Below are 15,298 nucleotides of genomic sequence, written 5' to 3'. Positions count from 1 at the left end.
GCTATATAGCTCGCTTTTTTTATATTATTATCGATATTTATTTATCGTTGTTCTTTTTGTCTTCAAGTTCTTTAATTAGATAGACATAAACCGGAAAGTGATCACTAAAACCATTGGTAAATCCACCATCAGCAAAACTTCTTAACGGGTAACCTTCCCAACGTCCTTTTTTATTCACTAAGTAGTTTTCATTAAAAATACCAGCTCTATAATAAGTCCAATTTGTATAATCTTTCTTTAAGAAAGGCTCTGTTAACATAATTTGATCAAATAAACTCCAAGCATCTCTATAAGCAGTAGTACCTAATCCTTCTTTTTTAAACATATCTATGTATGGATTATATATACCTTTAAAGTCTACCTTCTTTTTATTTCTTTCTGCTTTTAAAACGTCCTTAACACTAGCGTTGGTAGGATCATCGTTTAAATCTCCCATTGTTATTATTTTAGCATATGGATCAATAGATTGTAAGCTATCAATAATACGTTTGTTTAACTTAGCAGCAGCAACTCTTTTAGGTCTACTTCTGGCTTCTCCACCACGTCTTGAAGGCCAATGGTTAACAATAAAATGCATTTTCTCGCCTTCAAGTTCACCAGATACTAATAATTGGTCTCTTGTGTTTATACGCTTTCTTGTTTCATCATCATAAATCTTTAAAGTATGTGTGCTTCTTGATGTTACTTGAAATAACTTCTTTTGATAAAGTAAAGCAACGTCAATACCTCTGTTGTCAGGAGAGTTAAAGTGAACAATACCATAATCTTTACCCAAAAGTAATGGGTCATTTACTATATCTTCAAGGACGTTAACGTTTTCTATCTCGCAAACGCCAATAATTGCAGGAGAATTTCTTGTAAAATCAGATCCAATTTCTGAAATTACTCTAGCCATATTATGTACTTTCTTCTTGTATATTTCTTGACGGTTTGCTTTAATTTCCATCATTGGACTTGCCTCATCATTTTTTGTAGGGTCATTGATGGTGTCAAATAAATTTTCAAGATTATAAAAAGCAACAGTGTGGATTTTAAACTTTTTCTTTTCTTGTGCATTTACATTTATAATACTAATAAATAGTAGTGCAAATAGTAGGTAATTAAAATGTTTCATTAAAAAGTGTTTGTTACGTTTTTGTTATGTTATTTACAAAACTCCTGCCAAAAGTAGATATTTATTATAAATAATGTAAATTTGCACGCCTTAAATAATAATTATTTAATGGTAAAACAAAGTTTTAACAACAAATTCACTTATGAAAAAAAGTTTTTTATTTTTCTTATTTGGAGTTTTTTCAACGTTTACAGTGCTTGCGCAGCAAACTATTGTAAAAGGTAGTGTAAAAGATGCCGTAACCGATGAACCAATTCCGGATGTAACAGTAACAATTGAAGAGTCTAACGTAACAACTAAAACAGATGCTTTTGGTCAATTTACTTTTAAGCAAAACCTACCTTTAGGAGAGCAGATTCTTAAAATTGAAAAAGTTGATTATACCACAAAAAGATATCCTATTGTGGTTAATGAAGGTAAAACATTAGACATACAAGATATGACTTTATCTTATAATGCTAGTGATAAAAAAGACCTTTATATCATTTCTATTTCTGATGATCAGTTAAATAGTGAAGATGACGGATTAACAAGTAATGTGTCTGGACTATTACAATCATCTAGAGATGTATTTTTAAATGCTGCTGCATTTGACTTTAGTGCAACTTTTTTTAGACCAAGAGGATTAGATAACGCTAATGGAAAAGTGTTGATCAATGGTTTAGAAATGAACAAACAAGCAACCGGAAGACCACAATGGGGAAATTGGGGAGGAATTAATGATTTACAACGTAATCAAGAATTCTCAATGGGTAGTACACCTAACGACTATAACTTTGGCGATTTAGCAGGTACAAATAACATTGTTATGCGTGCTTCTAAATATCGTGAAGGTGGTCGTTTATCTTTTGCTTCTGCAAATAGAAGTTACGAAGGACGTATAATGGCAAGTTATAACTCTGGATTAATGGAAGACGGATGGGCATATAGCCTTTTAGCTTCAAGAAGATTTGGTGATGGTGGTTATATAGACGGAACACTTTATGATGCAAACTCTTTTGTTGCTGTAGTCGAAAAGAAAATTAACGATAAACACAGCTTAAACTTCACGTCTATCTACGCACAAAACAGAAGAGGTAGATCAACAGCTATTACAGAAGAAGTTTTTAGACTAAAAGGAAGACAATACAACCCATTTTGGGGAGATTTAAATGGAGATATAAGAAACTCTAGAATTAGAAGAATTGAAGAACCAATCCTAATGTTAAATCACTATTGGGATATTTCTGAAAAAACATCTATAAACACAAACATAGGTTACCAATTTGGGCAAATAGGTAATACAAGAATAGATAACGGAGGAACAAGGTTAGTAAGATTTAACGGTCAAGATAGTTATATTGGAGGAGCTAGAAATACAGATCCAACTTACTACCAAAACTTACCAAGCTATCATTTAAATGTTGATGGTGGTCCAACAGCTTACGATTACGAACAAGCATACATCGCGCAACAAAATTTTGTAAACGATGGTCAATTTGATTGGAATGCATTATACACAGCAAATTCAACTTTTGAAAACTCTGTATATGCAGTACAAGAAGACAGAATAGACGATAAGCAGTTAATGGCTAATATTATTTTAGCTTCAGAATTATCAGACAATATCAGATTAAATGCATCTGTTAACTACAGAAATCTTAAAAGTGAAAACTTTGCAGAAGTATCAGATTTATTAGGAGGATCAGGATATTTAGATGTAGACTTTTTCTCTGATGAGCCAGCACAAAATACAGACGGAACTTTAACAACAGCACAATCTGATGTTAGAAACCCAAACAGAATTGCTAGAGAAGGAGATAGATATAAGTATAACTATGAAATTGATGCTAACGTATTAAGCGGTTTTGCACAAGCAGTATTTAAGTACAGTAAAGTAGATTTTTATTTAGGAGGAAGCATTTCTAAAACAGATTACCAAAGAACAGGTTTATTTGAAAACGGATATTTTGTAGGTAACTCTTTTGGTAAAGGTCCAAAAGTAGAATTTGAAAACTTTGGCGCTAAAGCAGGATTAACATATAAAATTTCTGGACGTCACTTATTAGATTTTAACGGTGTATACATGACTAAAGCACCAAGTATTAGAAACACGTTTGCAAACGTAAGACAATCTAATATGTTGTTACAAGATGTAGATAGCGAAAAAATAACAAGTGTAGATGCAAGTTATATTTTCCGTTCTCCAATAGTTAAAGCTAGACTTACAGGTTTTTACTCGACAACAGAAGACGGAACAGATACAGGTTTCTTCTTTAGTGAAGGTGCAGGTAATAACTTAGTACAAGAAGCAATTACAAATATCGAAACTCAACGTATAGGAGGAGAATTAGGTATAGAAGCACAAGTAACACCAACAATTAAATTAAAAGGTGCTGCATCTTTTGGTCAATACATTTATAACAACAATCCAAACTTAACTTATTACAGTCAAGAATTTGGAACAGGTACAGCTCAATTTGGTGACGGTACAACCAACTTAAAAAACTTACACGTTGCAGGTGGACCAGAAAGAGCCTTCCAAATAGGTTTTGAATATAGAGATCCAGACTATTGGAATATAGGTGTAACAGCAAACCATTTCTCTAACGCTTATGTAGATCCTAGTGCATTAAAAAGAAGTGCTGCTTTTGTAACAGACCCAGAATTATATTCAGAAACTCAATTTCAAGATAATACAGCAAATGGTCAAAATTACGTAGTTACTGGAGGAGAAATAAATGATGTAGATCCTACAGTTGCAAAGCAACTATTACAACAAGAACAATTTGACGATTACATGTTAGTAAACGTTATAGGAGGTAAATCTTGGAAAGTAAATGACTACTTTATTGGGTTTTTTGCTACAATAAATAACGTATTTAATCAAGAGTATCGTACAGGTGGTTTTGAGCAATCAAGACGTGTGGATTACAGAAGTCAATTGCAAGAACAAACAAATCCAAACGGACCTGTTTTTGGTAATCGTTATTTTTATGGTAACGGAACTACTTATTATTTAAATGTTTACGTAAGATTTTAATATATTTATAGAAAAAAATAATTCAAGAAAAGATGAAAAAAATAAATTTAAACAAAATAGCAGTACTTTTAGTAAGCTTAGTTGTACTAACAGGCTGTGTTGAAGACGATAACTTTGATGTACCTTCAACAATCGAAGGGATTTCAGAATACCCAAATACAGATGCAGAATTTAATACTTTAAGTGGTGTTTTAGGTGCATTTGGTAGTAATGGAAACGAAGCATACACTTACGAAGCAGCTAGCGAAACAGTATCAGAAAAATATACAGTAGGTTATGTTGTGTCTAGTGACGAAGGTGGTAACTTTTATAAGCAATTAGTAATCCAAGACGCACCAGAAAATCCAACTGCTGCAATTGTAGTACAAGTAGATAAAAACCCATTATTTACTCAATACGAATTTGGTAGAAAAGTATATGTTAAGCTTAACGGATTAACTGTAGGCGAAAGTAACGGAGTATTACAATTAGGTCGTCTTAATGGAGATCAAATAGATGAAATAGCTAGTACATTAGTGCCAAACCATATTATTAGAACAAGTGAAGTTGCTACAATAGTACCAAAAGAAATTACAATATCACAATTTAGTGATGCTCTAGAAAGTCAATATATCAGATTAAATGACATGCAATTTAATAGCAATCTTGTAGTAGGTAATACAACTACATTTGCATCTGAAACTAATGACAGTTTTGATGGAGAGCGTTTACTAGAAAGTTGTGCAACAGGAAGTAGCGTAATTTTAAGTACAAGTACTTTCTCAGATTTTAAAGGATTACCATTACCAGCAAATAGAGGTAGTATTGATGGTGTATTAACTAGAGATTATTTTGATGATTTTTACACAATTTATATCAACACACCAGAAGCAATTAACTTTGATAATGACTTAAGATGTGATCCATTATTTGAAGACGATTTTTCTGCAGGAAACTTAGATAAATGGACACCTTACAACGTTACAGGAACACAAGAATGGTATTACAATACTTTTGGTAACCCAGATGATAGTGCAACAATGTCTGGTTTTTCTGGAGGAGCACAAACTAATGAAGATTGGTTAATCTCTTTACCAATTGACTTATCAAATACACCAAGTGCTTTCTTAACATTCCAAACTGTAAAAAGGTACAATGGTAATGATATAGAAGTATTTTATGCGACAGACTATAACGGTGGTGACCCAACTACAGATGGTACATGGGTAGCTTTATCACCAACTTTAGATACTAACACTGGTAGCTGGTCTTCTTGGACTGACTCAGGATCTTTAGATCTTTCTGCTGCTGCAGGTGGTAATGTGTTTATTGCATTTAAATATACATCTACAAGTTCTGCAGCTGCAACTTGGGAGATTGATAATGTAAAAGTTTCTGCAGAATAATAAATTCTTAAGAACATTAAAAAATAAAAAAACCTGCTATCTTTAGCAGGTTTTTTTATTTCAACATATGACAACATTTGATCAATTTTTCTTTGCTATATTTTCTGCATTTAAACCTAAGTTTAAACAAAAAGCTAACAGTATTGCCTTATTTTATATTTCAATACTTCAAATCGCTTTATTATTTGTTATAGGTGCTTTTCTTGTAACGTTTCTTAGTAAGATGCATGTTAAAACAATGTCTACATCTAGTATGTGGACGTTATTCATCATATTTTCAATAATCATTCACCTTAAAAACTGGATGAAGTACAATGGTAAAAGCCGAAAGGTTTTAAACGCAAAATTCAATAAAAGTAAAAACAGCTATAATACAAGTATACTTTTATTGTTACCTATAGGTTGTATTATTTTAGGATTAATTCTTTTAAAAAGTATTTGATCTTAAAAGAAGATATCTTGAGCTAATCTATAAGTGTTAGCATGTGCGCCAACAATTACTTTAATATCAGGACTATAACCGCCTCCCATACTACACATTACAGGAATATTAAGGTCTTTACAAGTTTGTAAAACAAATTGATCTCTTTGTTTGCAACCATCAATGGTTAATCCTAGCTTACCTAATTTATCGGTAGCAATTACATCTACACCACATAAATAATAAATAAAATCGGGTTGTTCTTTTTCTATTAATTGCGGAAGCACTTTTTTTAATATAGATAAATACTCACTATCTCCAATATTATTATCTAATTCAATATCTAAATCGCTTTGTTCTTTTTTAAAAGGATAGTTGTTTTTTCCATGCATAGAAAAGGTAAAAACAGCTGAGTCATTATTAAAAATTTCTGCAGTACCATTACCTTGGTGTACATCTAAATCTACGATTAAAATTTTTTTAGCTAAACCATTATTTAAAAGAAATCTGGCGCCTATTGCTTGATCATTAAGCATGCAAAATGCTTCGCCACGGTTAGTATATGCATGATGTGTGCCTCCAGCAATATTCATAGCAATACCATATTTTAAGGCGTACTCACTAGCTTTTATAGTGCCATCTGCAATGGTAATTTCGCGTTCAATTAAAACCTCGCTTAATGGAAAGCCTATTTTTCTTGCAGCACGCCGGTCTAAGGTAATATTTAGCAAATCATAAAAATAATCGGCGTCGTGTACCGCTAAAATCGGTTTTTCATTGGGCATTCTAACAGGTTCAAAAAAGTTATCTTCTGTACAAGTCCCTTCATGTATTAATTGCTCAGGAAGCAACTCGTACTTCAACATAGGAAACCGATGTCTTTCTGGTAAAGGATGACAATAGATAGGATGATAAGCAATTTTCAACATCTATTTATGCAGTTTTAGTTGAATACGCTTTCGCGGAAGATCAACACTTAACACCTTAACAATAATCTGTTGATGTAAATGCACGTGCTCATTCACATCTTTTACAAAACTGTCTGATAAGTTAGAGACGTGTATTAAACCACTTTCTTTAATACCAACATCTACAAAGCAACCAAACGCAGTAATATTATTTACAATACCAGGTAATAATTGTCCTTCGCGTAAATCTTCAATCGTTTTAATGTTTTGATTAAAAGTGAAAACTTTTGCCTGCTCACGTATATCTAAACCTGGTTTTTCAAGTTCTTTAACAATGTCTTCTAAAGTTAAAAGACCAACTTCTTCTGTAATATATTTTTTTAAATTAATCTTTTTTAAAGTAGAGGTATTACCTATCAATTCTTTTACCGAAACGCCTTCGTCTTTAGCCATTTTAGTAACAATAGCATAGCTTTCTGGATGTACTGCAGAATCGTCTAACGGATTATCTCCATCTTTTATTCTTAAAAAACCAGCGCCTTGTTCAAATGCTTTATCGCCTAATCTTGGTACATTTTTAATATCTTTTCTACTAGAAAAAGCACCTTTTTCGCTTCTATAGTTTACTATGTTTTCTGCTAATTTTGGACCAATACCAGACACGTAACTTAATAAACTTTTACTTGCAGTATTTATATTTACACCAACTGCATTTACACAATTTTCTACTACAACATCTAATTGCTTTTGCAATTTATTTTGGTCTACATCGTGTTGGTATTGTCCAACACCAATAGATTTGGCATCAATCTTAACTAGCTCGGCTAAAGGATCTTGAAGACGTCGACCAATTGAAACTGAACCACGAACGGTTACATCGTAATTAGGGAATTCTTCTCGCGCAATTTTTGATGCTGAATAGATACTAGCTCCAGCTTCGCTAACCACAAAAACTTGTACATCGGTTTTAAATCTAATTTTTCTTACTAAAGCTTCGGTTTCTCTAGATGCTGTTCCGTTACCTATTGCTATAGCTTCTATTTGGTAAGCTTCAGTTAACGTACTTAACTTTTTTAAGGCACCAATTTGGTCGTTTTTTGGCGCATGCGGATAAATAGTTTCGTTGTGTTTTAAATCTCCTTTTTCGTCTAAACAAACTACTTTACAACCAGTTCTAAAACCAGGATCTATAGCCAATACACGTTTTTCGCCTAAAGGCGATCCTAACAATAGTTGTTTTAAGTTTTTGGCAAAGATGTTTATCGCTTCGTCATCTGCTTTTTCTTTGGCATTTTGTAACGCTTCGTTACTTAACGATGGGAATAATAATCGTTTGTAAGCATCGGTTATTGCTATTTCTATTTGATCGGCGCAAGCGTTGTCCGACTTTATAATTTTTCGGTCTATACGTTCTAAAGCGCGATCATTATCAACTTCAATTTTTACTCGAATAAAGCCTTCTTTTTCGGCTCTAAGAATAGCTAATAATCTGTGCGATGGTATGCGATTTAGACTTTCTTCCCAATCAAAATAATCTTTAAATTTTTGAGCTTCTTCATCATCTTTTTTTGTTTTTACCACTTTCGTGGAAATCATAGCATAACGCTCTAATTGTTGTCTTAAACTAGTCCTAATATCGGCACGTTCGTTAATCCATTCGGCAATAATATGTCTTGCGCCTTCTAAAGCGTCTTCGGTAGATGTTACTTCACCTTTTATGTACTTAACTGCGATGTTTTCTACATCATTAGCATTTTGACTCATTATGATTTTTGCTAATGGTTCTAATCCGTTTTTTCTTGCAGTTTCGGCTTTAGTTTTTCGGCTTTTCTTGTAGGGTAAATATAAATCTTCAAGTGTTGTACTGTCTTGGCAAGCTTCAATTTTCGCTTTTAATTCGTTGGTTAAAACGTCTTGCTCTTCTAATGCTTTTAAGATGGTTGCTTTTCGTTTTTCAAGCGTTTCAAATTCTTCTTTATATTTAACAATTGCACCAATTTCAACTTCATCTAAATTACCAGTTGCCTCTTTACGGTATCTAGAAATAAATGGTACAGTACAATCTTGATTTAAAAGGTTTACGGTGTTTTTTATAGAGGTTTCAGATAGGTTAGTTTTGGATTGGATGTATTGTAATAAAAGCATAATTTCTTTAAAAAATGAAAGGCAAATATAAATGTTATGATTAGCAAAAATACGTCATATATCGTATAGTTTTAAGTCTTCTTTAAACCTAGTTTTGTTTTAAATCATAATTACATTTAAAATGAAACATTTACTATTAATCTTAACCTGCTTTATTTCTTTCCAAACAATTTCTCAAACCAAGCTATTAAAAGACGTATCTGGTACTAAGCAAATGTCTGTAGAAGTTACTACACTTTTTAAGCAAAATAAAATAAATGAAGCTTTTCAAATCCTTACGCCATATTGGCCAATACCAGAAAACGAGATAGAAACTTTAAAAGAAAAAATTATAAAGTATACCAATATAATTAGTGATCGTTTTGGAGCGCCTTTTAATTATTTAAAAGTGAAAGATGAAACTATTAGTGATATAGCAAAACGCGAAACATATTTAATCCAATATGAAAATACAGCAGTACGTTTAATCTTTACCTATTACAAAAGTAAAAACGGTTGGATTGTAAATGCCTTTAAATGGGACGATAATTTTACTGAAGAATTTGTAACTACTAAATAATTTAAGATGAAACATATATTAGTAAGTTTAATTTTACTATTTGTAGTAAAAGCAAATTCACAAATCATAGATTGGCAAAATGCGCCACTTAATCCAGCTGCAGAATATTATACACTTAATCATTACAATTTAAATGGAGAAGTAAAAAAATCTTATTCTTTAGATTTTGTAGAAAGAACTCTAAATCTAGATTTTAATGAAGACGGATTTTTAACCAAAAAGCTAACTTCTGGACCAAGTAAATCTTTTAGAAGAAAATACGAATATTCTTATTCTAGTTCTGGAATAATAAAATCTTTAAAAGAAACTGCAATAAATAGTAAAGATGAAGTTACATATACTTCTATATCCGATTTTATTTACAATAAAGATGGTTTAATCTATAAAGAAGTAAATAGAGAAAACAACTATACGACTCAGTTTAACTACGATAATTATAAACGATTAGTATCTATTAAAACTATTAATCCAGATGGTAGCCAAAATTATTTGATAACATTTAAATACAATCAAAAAGGTCAATTAACTGAAGAAAGAAAAGAATCTAAATATGGTAAGTATTTAATAACATTAAGTTATGAAATTAATGGTGATAAATTAAAAATTAATGCTAGCTCTTACAAAGATGGAGAGCTAATTAAAAAAGGAATTTACTCTCCAGGTGTTTTAAATCGTTATAAATCTTTTTCTTTTTTTAATAATCCGGAAGTGTTTGAATTTACAAAAGACGGTCACGAAGCGTATAAAAAAAATGCTATGGATATGAGTTTTGACCAGTATGGTAATTTTAGAAGAAAATATTCTAAAATATTTGAAAAGGTTATGGATGAGACAGAAATAACGTATTACAACGGTATAGAAAGTAAAATTCAAGAACATAAAAATAACTCTAATGTAGTTACAAATTGTATGTCTGGAGACTGTAATAATGGATACGGAGAATACAAATTTGATGATATGACTATTACAGGATATTTTGAAAATGGTCAAGCTAACGGTTATGCAAATCAAATTTTTAGTAATGGCGATAATTATATTGGCAATTTTAATGACGGAAAAAGAGAAGGCTATGGTGTTTATACATGGAAAGCATCTAATACTATTTATTACGGAGAATGGAAAAACGATAAAATAGCAGGTTACGGTTATCTAACTAAGGATAATATTACATCAGAAGCAGGTATCTATCAAGATGGGAAATTAGTAACAAACTTAGGTCAAGATTATCTTAATGAAAAGGTGGGTAATTCATGTCAAGGTAACTGTGTAGACGGTTATGGGGCTATCATATACAATAATCAAGATTCTTATATAGGCTTTTTTAAAAATGGAAAACCATACAAAGTAGGAACAAGAAAATGGAAAGCAAATAATAGACTTTATGTGGGGCAATTTAATATAAATGGAGAGCCAACGGGAAATGGTCATGTATCAACCTTAGATTATATTTATTTTGGAAGTTTTATTAATGGCGAAGTTACAGGTAAAGCCATTAAAGTAAATAAAAAGACTAAAAAATTAGAAATCATAAACATTAAAAAAACAACTCCTTCTTTAAATACAACAACAACTAATGTTAACACTAATAGTAATGTAGGTTGTGTTTCTGGTAATTGTAATAACGGTTATGGAGAATATAAAGGTCAAACCTATACAATTAAAGGAGTTTTTAAAAACGGTAAAGCTAATGGTTATGGTCTGCAAACTTATGAAGGATCAGGGTTTTATGAAGGAAACTTTGTAAATGGATCAAGAGAAGGTTATGGGCTATACAAATGGTACGAAACAGGAAGTACATACTTTGGTCAGTGGAAAAATGGTAAACAAAACGGTTACGGTTATTATTCAAAAAATGGAAAAATAACAGAAGTTGGTTTTTATCAAGAAGGAAAAAGAACAAGAAATTTATTATCACAGAACTATCTTGATAACAGAAAGATTAATAATTGTATAGGAAATTGCAAAGATGGTTTTGGGACCTATTTTTTTACTAACGGAGACACATATCGTGGATTTTTCTCTAACGGGAAAAAACATTATTTCGGAAGTTATTTCTGGAAAAATGGGACTTCTTATTTTGGAGAGTATTATTACGATAAAGCAAATGGAATAGGTGATGAGTCATATAAGACATCAGGAACAAGGTACTTTGGTAGTTTTACTAATGGTCAAAGAGATGGTTTTGGTGTGTTTTTTAATAAATCAAGGACAGTAGATAGTTCTGGTATTTGGTCTAATGGTACCTTAATAACAAGATATTAATTGCTGAAAATAATTAATAATGAACAAAATAAATAAAATACTATTTACTACAGTTTTATTAGGTTTCCAATCTCTTAGCTTTGCTCAATTACTTCCTGATATAAGTAACATAGATTACGGTTTTACACAAAAGGTTACAAGAGTAGAAGCTATTAGCTACAATCTAAATAAAGAGCCAATTAAGACAGCTGTATATCAATTTAACAAAAATGGCTTTATAAAAGATTACCATATTGAAAATTTAAAAGACAATTCTTGGCAAAAAACAAAAAGCTATTACAAAAATGACAGACTTTATAAACGAGTTTTTAAGTACAGTAACATCAAGAAAAACAAAAAACACTCTTATACTTACAATACCAGCGGACAACTAATTAAAGAAACTATAACTCATAAAAATGGAGATATTAATAATATTGTTTACGATTATAAAAACAATAAGTTGCACCAAATTATATCAGATATAAACAACTCTAAAACTACCTATTTTTATTCTAACAAAGGAAATCTTTACAAAGCCATTAAAACTCAAAAAGATCAAAATGAAATAGAGCAAAATATCCATTATCTCTATCTTGAAGGAAAAGAAATTACATCATACGTATCGCTAAACTCAAATGTTTTAGTAACAACATATCTAAACGATTTTACATTGCAGTTTGACTTAAATGAAAATGAATTTGCTATCAATAAATTACAAAAAGGTATTAAGCGTTTTAACGAAGAAGCACCAAAGGATAAATTGCCTTTTAGTTTAAGAAGTTATTCTAACCAAACAGCACAATTTTACTCAAAATACAAGGATAAATTAAAAGATTCTAAAATTGTCTTTTTTGATTATGTAACAGATGACCAAAAGAATAAAATAACTTATGCTAAGGCAGATGTTAATGTACAAACAAAAACCATTGCCAGTATCCAATTTTATAAAACCAGTTTAACTAACGGCACCGTTGTTGGCGATACTAAACTTAACGATAAAGTGCTTGAAAAGTTTAAGGACATTCACCAAAGTCTAAATCAATTATAATACATGACATCTCAAAATTTATATGAAATCAAACCGCTGTCAGTTAAAGATAGAAAAAAGCTAAAGCGTCAATATGTTTATCTTATTGCTTTTGGTGTTTTTGTAGGTGCTATTTTTTTTGTCATTTATAATTCTGTGTTATCTACTGATAAAATGGGAAAGATTCCTGTTTTTGTTTTTTCAGTTTTCGCCTTAATTTTTTCGATATTTATATCGTATTTTTTTTGGAGTACTTATATTGATTTAAAAAAAGGTATAAAACATTGCTATACTGGCATTGTCACCGATAAGAGAATAAATAAACACACGTCTTCTTCTGCACGACATAATAGTAGTGGATCTCATAGAAATGGGTCCTCACGTAAAAATACACAAACACATTATTACATTACAATAGAAGACAAACAACACAGTATTAATTATAAACAGTTTTCTCAGGTTAAAATAAATGATAAAGTTAACCTAGAAGTTAGTCCCAAAAAAAAGGAAGTTTTAGCCTTTAATGTTTTAGAAAAAAATACAGAAACAACAGAGTCGTATAATTCAACAATAAGAAAGCAAAATTTTGATAATATAGAAAAGTCTCTTCCTCTGAGAGAAAAGGAAATTGAATTAGTCAAAAAAATATTTTTTAAAAAAACACGAAAAAACCTAATATATCTAATACCAATTACAGTCTTGCTTTTTGTACTATGGAAAGGTCTTTTTATATTTCTAATGCCATTAATTTTTGCGTTTGTGTACTATTCAATTAAAGTCTTAATTCAAATTAATCAATACGCAAAGTTTAAACGAAATGGGTATTTAAAAACAATAAATAGGGTTGAGGTCATAGATAAGCTAAAGACAACTTCTAATAGACACTCTACAGCTTTTCAAATTAAAACCAGTAATGGTATTATTAATGTGTCAGAACATATTTATAATAAAGTACAAGCACATCAAAATTTACTTTTACACAAAGCTACTTTTGTAAACATATTGTACGACGTTAGTATAGATGAATTAAACAGTTAAAAATCTTTCATAATATTTCAATAAACCGGATAAATATAAAATCATATGAATAGCTTTTCTTCTATTTTAGAAAAACCATTAAAATATTATTCCCAATGGGATTTTTTAGTGTTTACATTGCTTACAGCTTTATCCATTTGGAGCGGACAAACGACCGTGTTTTATGTGATTTTATTTTTCTGGTGGAACGAGCTTATTAGAATAATTATTGATAGAATTTTTTTCAGAAGAAATAAAAATGCTGTGCTTGCCAGCAATAAAACAACATCCATATTTGGTTCTATTATACAAATGATGGGTTATTTTATTTTTATTGTTGTCTTTTTTGGTTTTATGGCAAATTGGAATAATGATGTATTAATTCTTACCAACATGAAGGTATTGTTTTTTAGAAACTGGTTTTTTAATATTAACCTATTATTTGTGACCATAGAACGTGTATTGTTACACATAAAACAAACACCAGTTAAAGTTAGTTTTGGTGCTTTTACACCTAATATGTTAGTGCTTCATGTATCTATTATTTTAGGAGTAATTCTTATGCTTTTTATTGTGCGTAATTTTCCAGAAACGTTTACACCAACAAATTTGCTTGGGTCTGTACTTATTATTTTCCCTTTTTTAATGATAAGAGCACTTGCTTTATATTTTAGAATACGATATAAATAAAAAAGAGGTGAAATTTAAAATTCATACCTCTTTTTCTATATTCAAATAATTATTAATTAGACTCGTTTTGCGCGTCTTGTATCATTTTTTCATTTGGTAAAATAGCAATATTTACACGTCTATTTTTAGCACGTCCTTCGGCGGTACTATTATCATACATTGGTTGTGTTTCTCCAAACCAATTTGTTGTTAATCTCGTGCTGCTAATTCCATTGCTAGTTAAGTAATTAGTTACTGCATACGCACGGTTTTTAGAAAGTGTCATGTTATAATCGTCAGATCCAGAACTATCTGTATGACCTACGACTAATAAATTAGTATCTGGGTATTCTTTAAATACACCTATAAGCTTGTTTAATGTAGCTTGTGAAGCAGCGTTTATGTTATACTTTTCAGTATCAAAATAGACACCACTATTTTCATCAAACGTAACAACAATACCATCGTCCACACGTTCTACTTCTGCGCCTGGTATTTCTTGCTCAATTTCTTGAGCTTGTTTATCCATTTTCTTTCCTATAAGTACTCCAGCAGTACCACCAACTACACCACCAATTACGGCTCCTAATTCTCCGTTTCCGCCTTTTCCTACATTATTACCAATAATAGCACCTAAAACAGCGCCACTTGTTGCACCAATAACAGCACCTTTTTGTTTATTATTAGCATTTTTTACTGCATTACAGTTGGTAAGTCCAATACACATTAGTAGTGTTAGACTAAATATTGAAATCTTGTTAATTGTCTTTTTCATGGTTTTTTAGTT

12 protein-coding genes are annotated in these 15,298 nt (G+C 30.8%); 8 read left to right on the top strand and 4 right to left on the bottom strand.

The window, feature by feature from the left end:
- Positions 1-37: 37 nt before the first annotated feature.
- A complete protein-coding gene (locus H574_RS0105435; protein WP_027879590.1) occupies positions 38-1,114 on the bottom strand; it encodes an endonuclease/exonuclease/phosphatase family protein in 1,077 nt (358 codons plus the stop codon).
- A gap of 142 nt (positions 1,115-1,256) precedes the next feature.
- Between H574_RS0105435 and H574_RS0105430 the strand changes: the two genes are divergently transcribed.
- The 3 genes from H574_RS0105430 (at position 1,257) to H574_RS0105420 (ending at position 5,963) form a co-directional block, all read left to right on the top strand.
- Positions 1,257-4,136, top strand: coding sequence for a carboxypeptidase regulatory-like domain-containing protein (locus tag H574_RS0105430; RefSeq protein ID WP_027879589.1), 2,880 nt, complete (start codon positions 1,257-1,259; stop codon positions 4,134-4,136).
- A gap of 32 nt (positions 4,137-4,168) precedes the next feature.
- Positions 4,169-5,521, top strand: a complete 1,353-nt coding sequence (locus H574_RS14360; protein ID WP_051169833.1) for a DUF5689 domain-containing protein — start codon at positions 4,169-4,171, stop codon at positions 5,519-5,521.
- A 67-nt stretch (positions 5,522-5,588) separates the two neighbouring features.
- Positions 5,589-5,963, top strand: coding sequence for a hypothetical protein (locus tag H574_RS0105420; protein ID WP_027879588.1), 375 nt, complete (start codon positions 5,589-5,591; stop codon positions 5,961-5,963).
- A gap of 2 nt (positions 5,964-5,965) precedes the next feature.
- On the opposite strand, the gene H574_RS0105415 is transcribed toward H574_RS0105420, so the two are convergent.
- Together H574_RS0105415 and H574_RS0105410 are read right to left on the bottom strand one after the other, a co-directional pair.
- Positions 5,966-6,871, bottom strand: a complete 906-nt coding sequence (locus H574_RS0105415; protein WP_027879587.1) for a histone deacetylase family protein — start codon at positions 6,869-6,871, stop codon at positions 5,966-5,968.
- Positions 6,872-8,995: a Tex family protein gene (locus tag H574_RS0105410; RefSeq protein ID WP_027879586.1), complete on the bottom strand. Its 2,124-nt coding sequence runs from the start codon at positions 8,993-8,995 to the stop codon at positions 6,872-6,874.
- 121 nt (positions 8,996-9,116) lie between these two features.
- Here H574_RS0105410 and H574_RS0105405 point away from each other — a divergent pair, with 121 nt between their 5' ends.
- The 5 genes from H574_RS0105405 to H574_RS0105385 are packed head-to-tail and all read left to right on the top strand — an operon-like array spanning position 9,117 to position 14,532.
- Positions 9,117-9,554: a hypothetical protein gene (locus H574_RS0105405; protein ID WP_027879585.1), complete on the top strand. Its 438-nt coding sequence runs from the start codon at positions 9,117-9,119 to the stop codon at positions 9,552-9,554.
- Positions 9,555-9,560: 6 nt separating this feature from the next.
- Positions 9,561-11,816: an MORN repeat-containing protein gene (locus tag H574_RS0105400; RefSeq protein ID WP_027879584.1), complete on the top strand. Its 2,256-nt coding sequence runs from the start codon at positions 9,561-9,563 to the stop codon at positions 11,814-11,816.
- Positions 11,817-11,835: 19 nt separating this feature from the next.
- Positions 11,836-12,846, top strand: coding sequence for a hypothetical protein (locus tag H574_RS0105395; RefSeq protein WP_027879583.1), 1,011 nt, complete (start codon positions 11,836-11,838; stop codon positions 12,844-12,846).
- A gap of 3 nt (positions 12,847-12,849) precedes the next feature.
- A complete protein-coding gene (locus tag H574_RS0105390; RefSeq protein WP_027879582.1) occupies positions 12,850-13,863 on the top strand; it encodes a hypothetical protein in 1,014 nt (337 codons plus the stop codon).
- Between the two features lie 45 nt (positions 13,864-13,908).
- Entirely contained in the window at positions 13,909-14,532 is a 624-nt protein-coding gene (locus H574_RS0105385; RefSeq protein ID WP_027879581.1) for a hypothetical protein, read from the top strand.
- Positions 14,533-14,584: 52 nt separating this feature from the next.
- Here H574_RS0105385 and H574_RS0105380 read toward each other — a convergent pair whose 3' ends face one another.
- Positions 14,585-15,286: a YiaD family glycine zipper/OmpA-like lipoprotein gene (locus H574_RS0105380; RefSeq protein WP_027879580.1), complete on the bottom strand. Its 702-nt coding sequence runs from the start codon at positions 15,284-15,286 to the stop codon at positions 14,585-14,587.
- Positions 15,287-15,298 lie beyond the last annotated feature (12 nt).

The organism is Mesoflavibacter zeaxanthinifaciens DSM 18436 (assembly GCF_000422365.1).
Lineage (GTDB): Bacteria > Bacteroidota > Bacteroidia > Flavobacteriales > Flavobacteriaceae > Mesoflavibacter > Mesoflavibacter zeaxanthinifaciens.
The sequence above is the reverse complement of the archived record's forward strand: the minus strand, read 5'-3'. Positions and strand labels throughout refer to the sequence as shown.

Coding starts and splice junctions, on each gene's coding strand:
- H574_RS0105415 (WP_027879587.1), bottom strand. CDS start 6,871: ATGTTGAAAATTGCTTATCATCCTATCTATTGTCATCCTTTACCAGAA.
- H574_RS0105385 (WP_027879581.1), top strand. CDS start 13,909: ATGAATAGCTTTTCTTCTATTTTAGAAAAACCATTAAAATATTATTCC.
- H574_RS0105395 (WP_027879583.1), top strand. CDS start 11,836: ATGAACAAAATAAATAAAATACTATTTACTACAGTTTTATTAGGTTTC.
- H574_RS0105410 (WP_027879586.1), bottom strand. CDS start 8,995: ATGCTTTTATTACAATACATCCAATCCAAAACTAACCTATCTGAAACC.
- H574_RS14360 (WP_051169833.1), top strand. CDS start 4,169: ATGAAAAAAATAAATTTAAACAAAATAGCAGTACTTTTAGTAAGCTTA.
- H574_RS0105430 (WP_027879589.1), top strand. CDS start 1,257: ATGAAAAAAAGTTTTTTATTTTTCTTATTTGGAGTTTTTTCAACGTTT.
- H574_RS0105420 (WP_027879588.1), top strand. CDS start 5,589: ATGACAACATTTGATCAATTTTTCTTTGCTATATTTTCTGCATTTAAA.
- H574_RS0105400 (WP_027879584.1), top strand. CDS start 9,561: ATGAAACATATATTAGTAAGTTTAATTTTACTATTTGTAGTAAAAGCA.
- H574_RS0105435 (WP_027879590.1), bottom strand. CDS start 1,114: ATGAAACATTTTAATTACCTACTATTTGCACTACTATTTATTAGTATT.
- H574_RS0105405 (WP_027879585.1), top strand. CDS start 9,117: ATGAAACATTTACTATTAATCTTAACCTGCTTTATTTCTTTCCAAACA.
- H574_RS0105380 (WP_027879580.1), bottom strand. CDS start 15,286: ATGAAAAAGACAATTAACAAGATTTCAATATTTAGTCTAACACTACTA.
- H574_RS0105390 (WP_027879582.1), top strand. CDS start 12,850: ATGACATCTCAAAATTTATATGAAATCAAACCGCTGTCAGTTAAAGAT.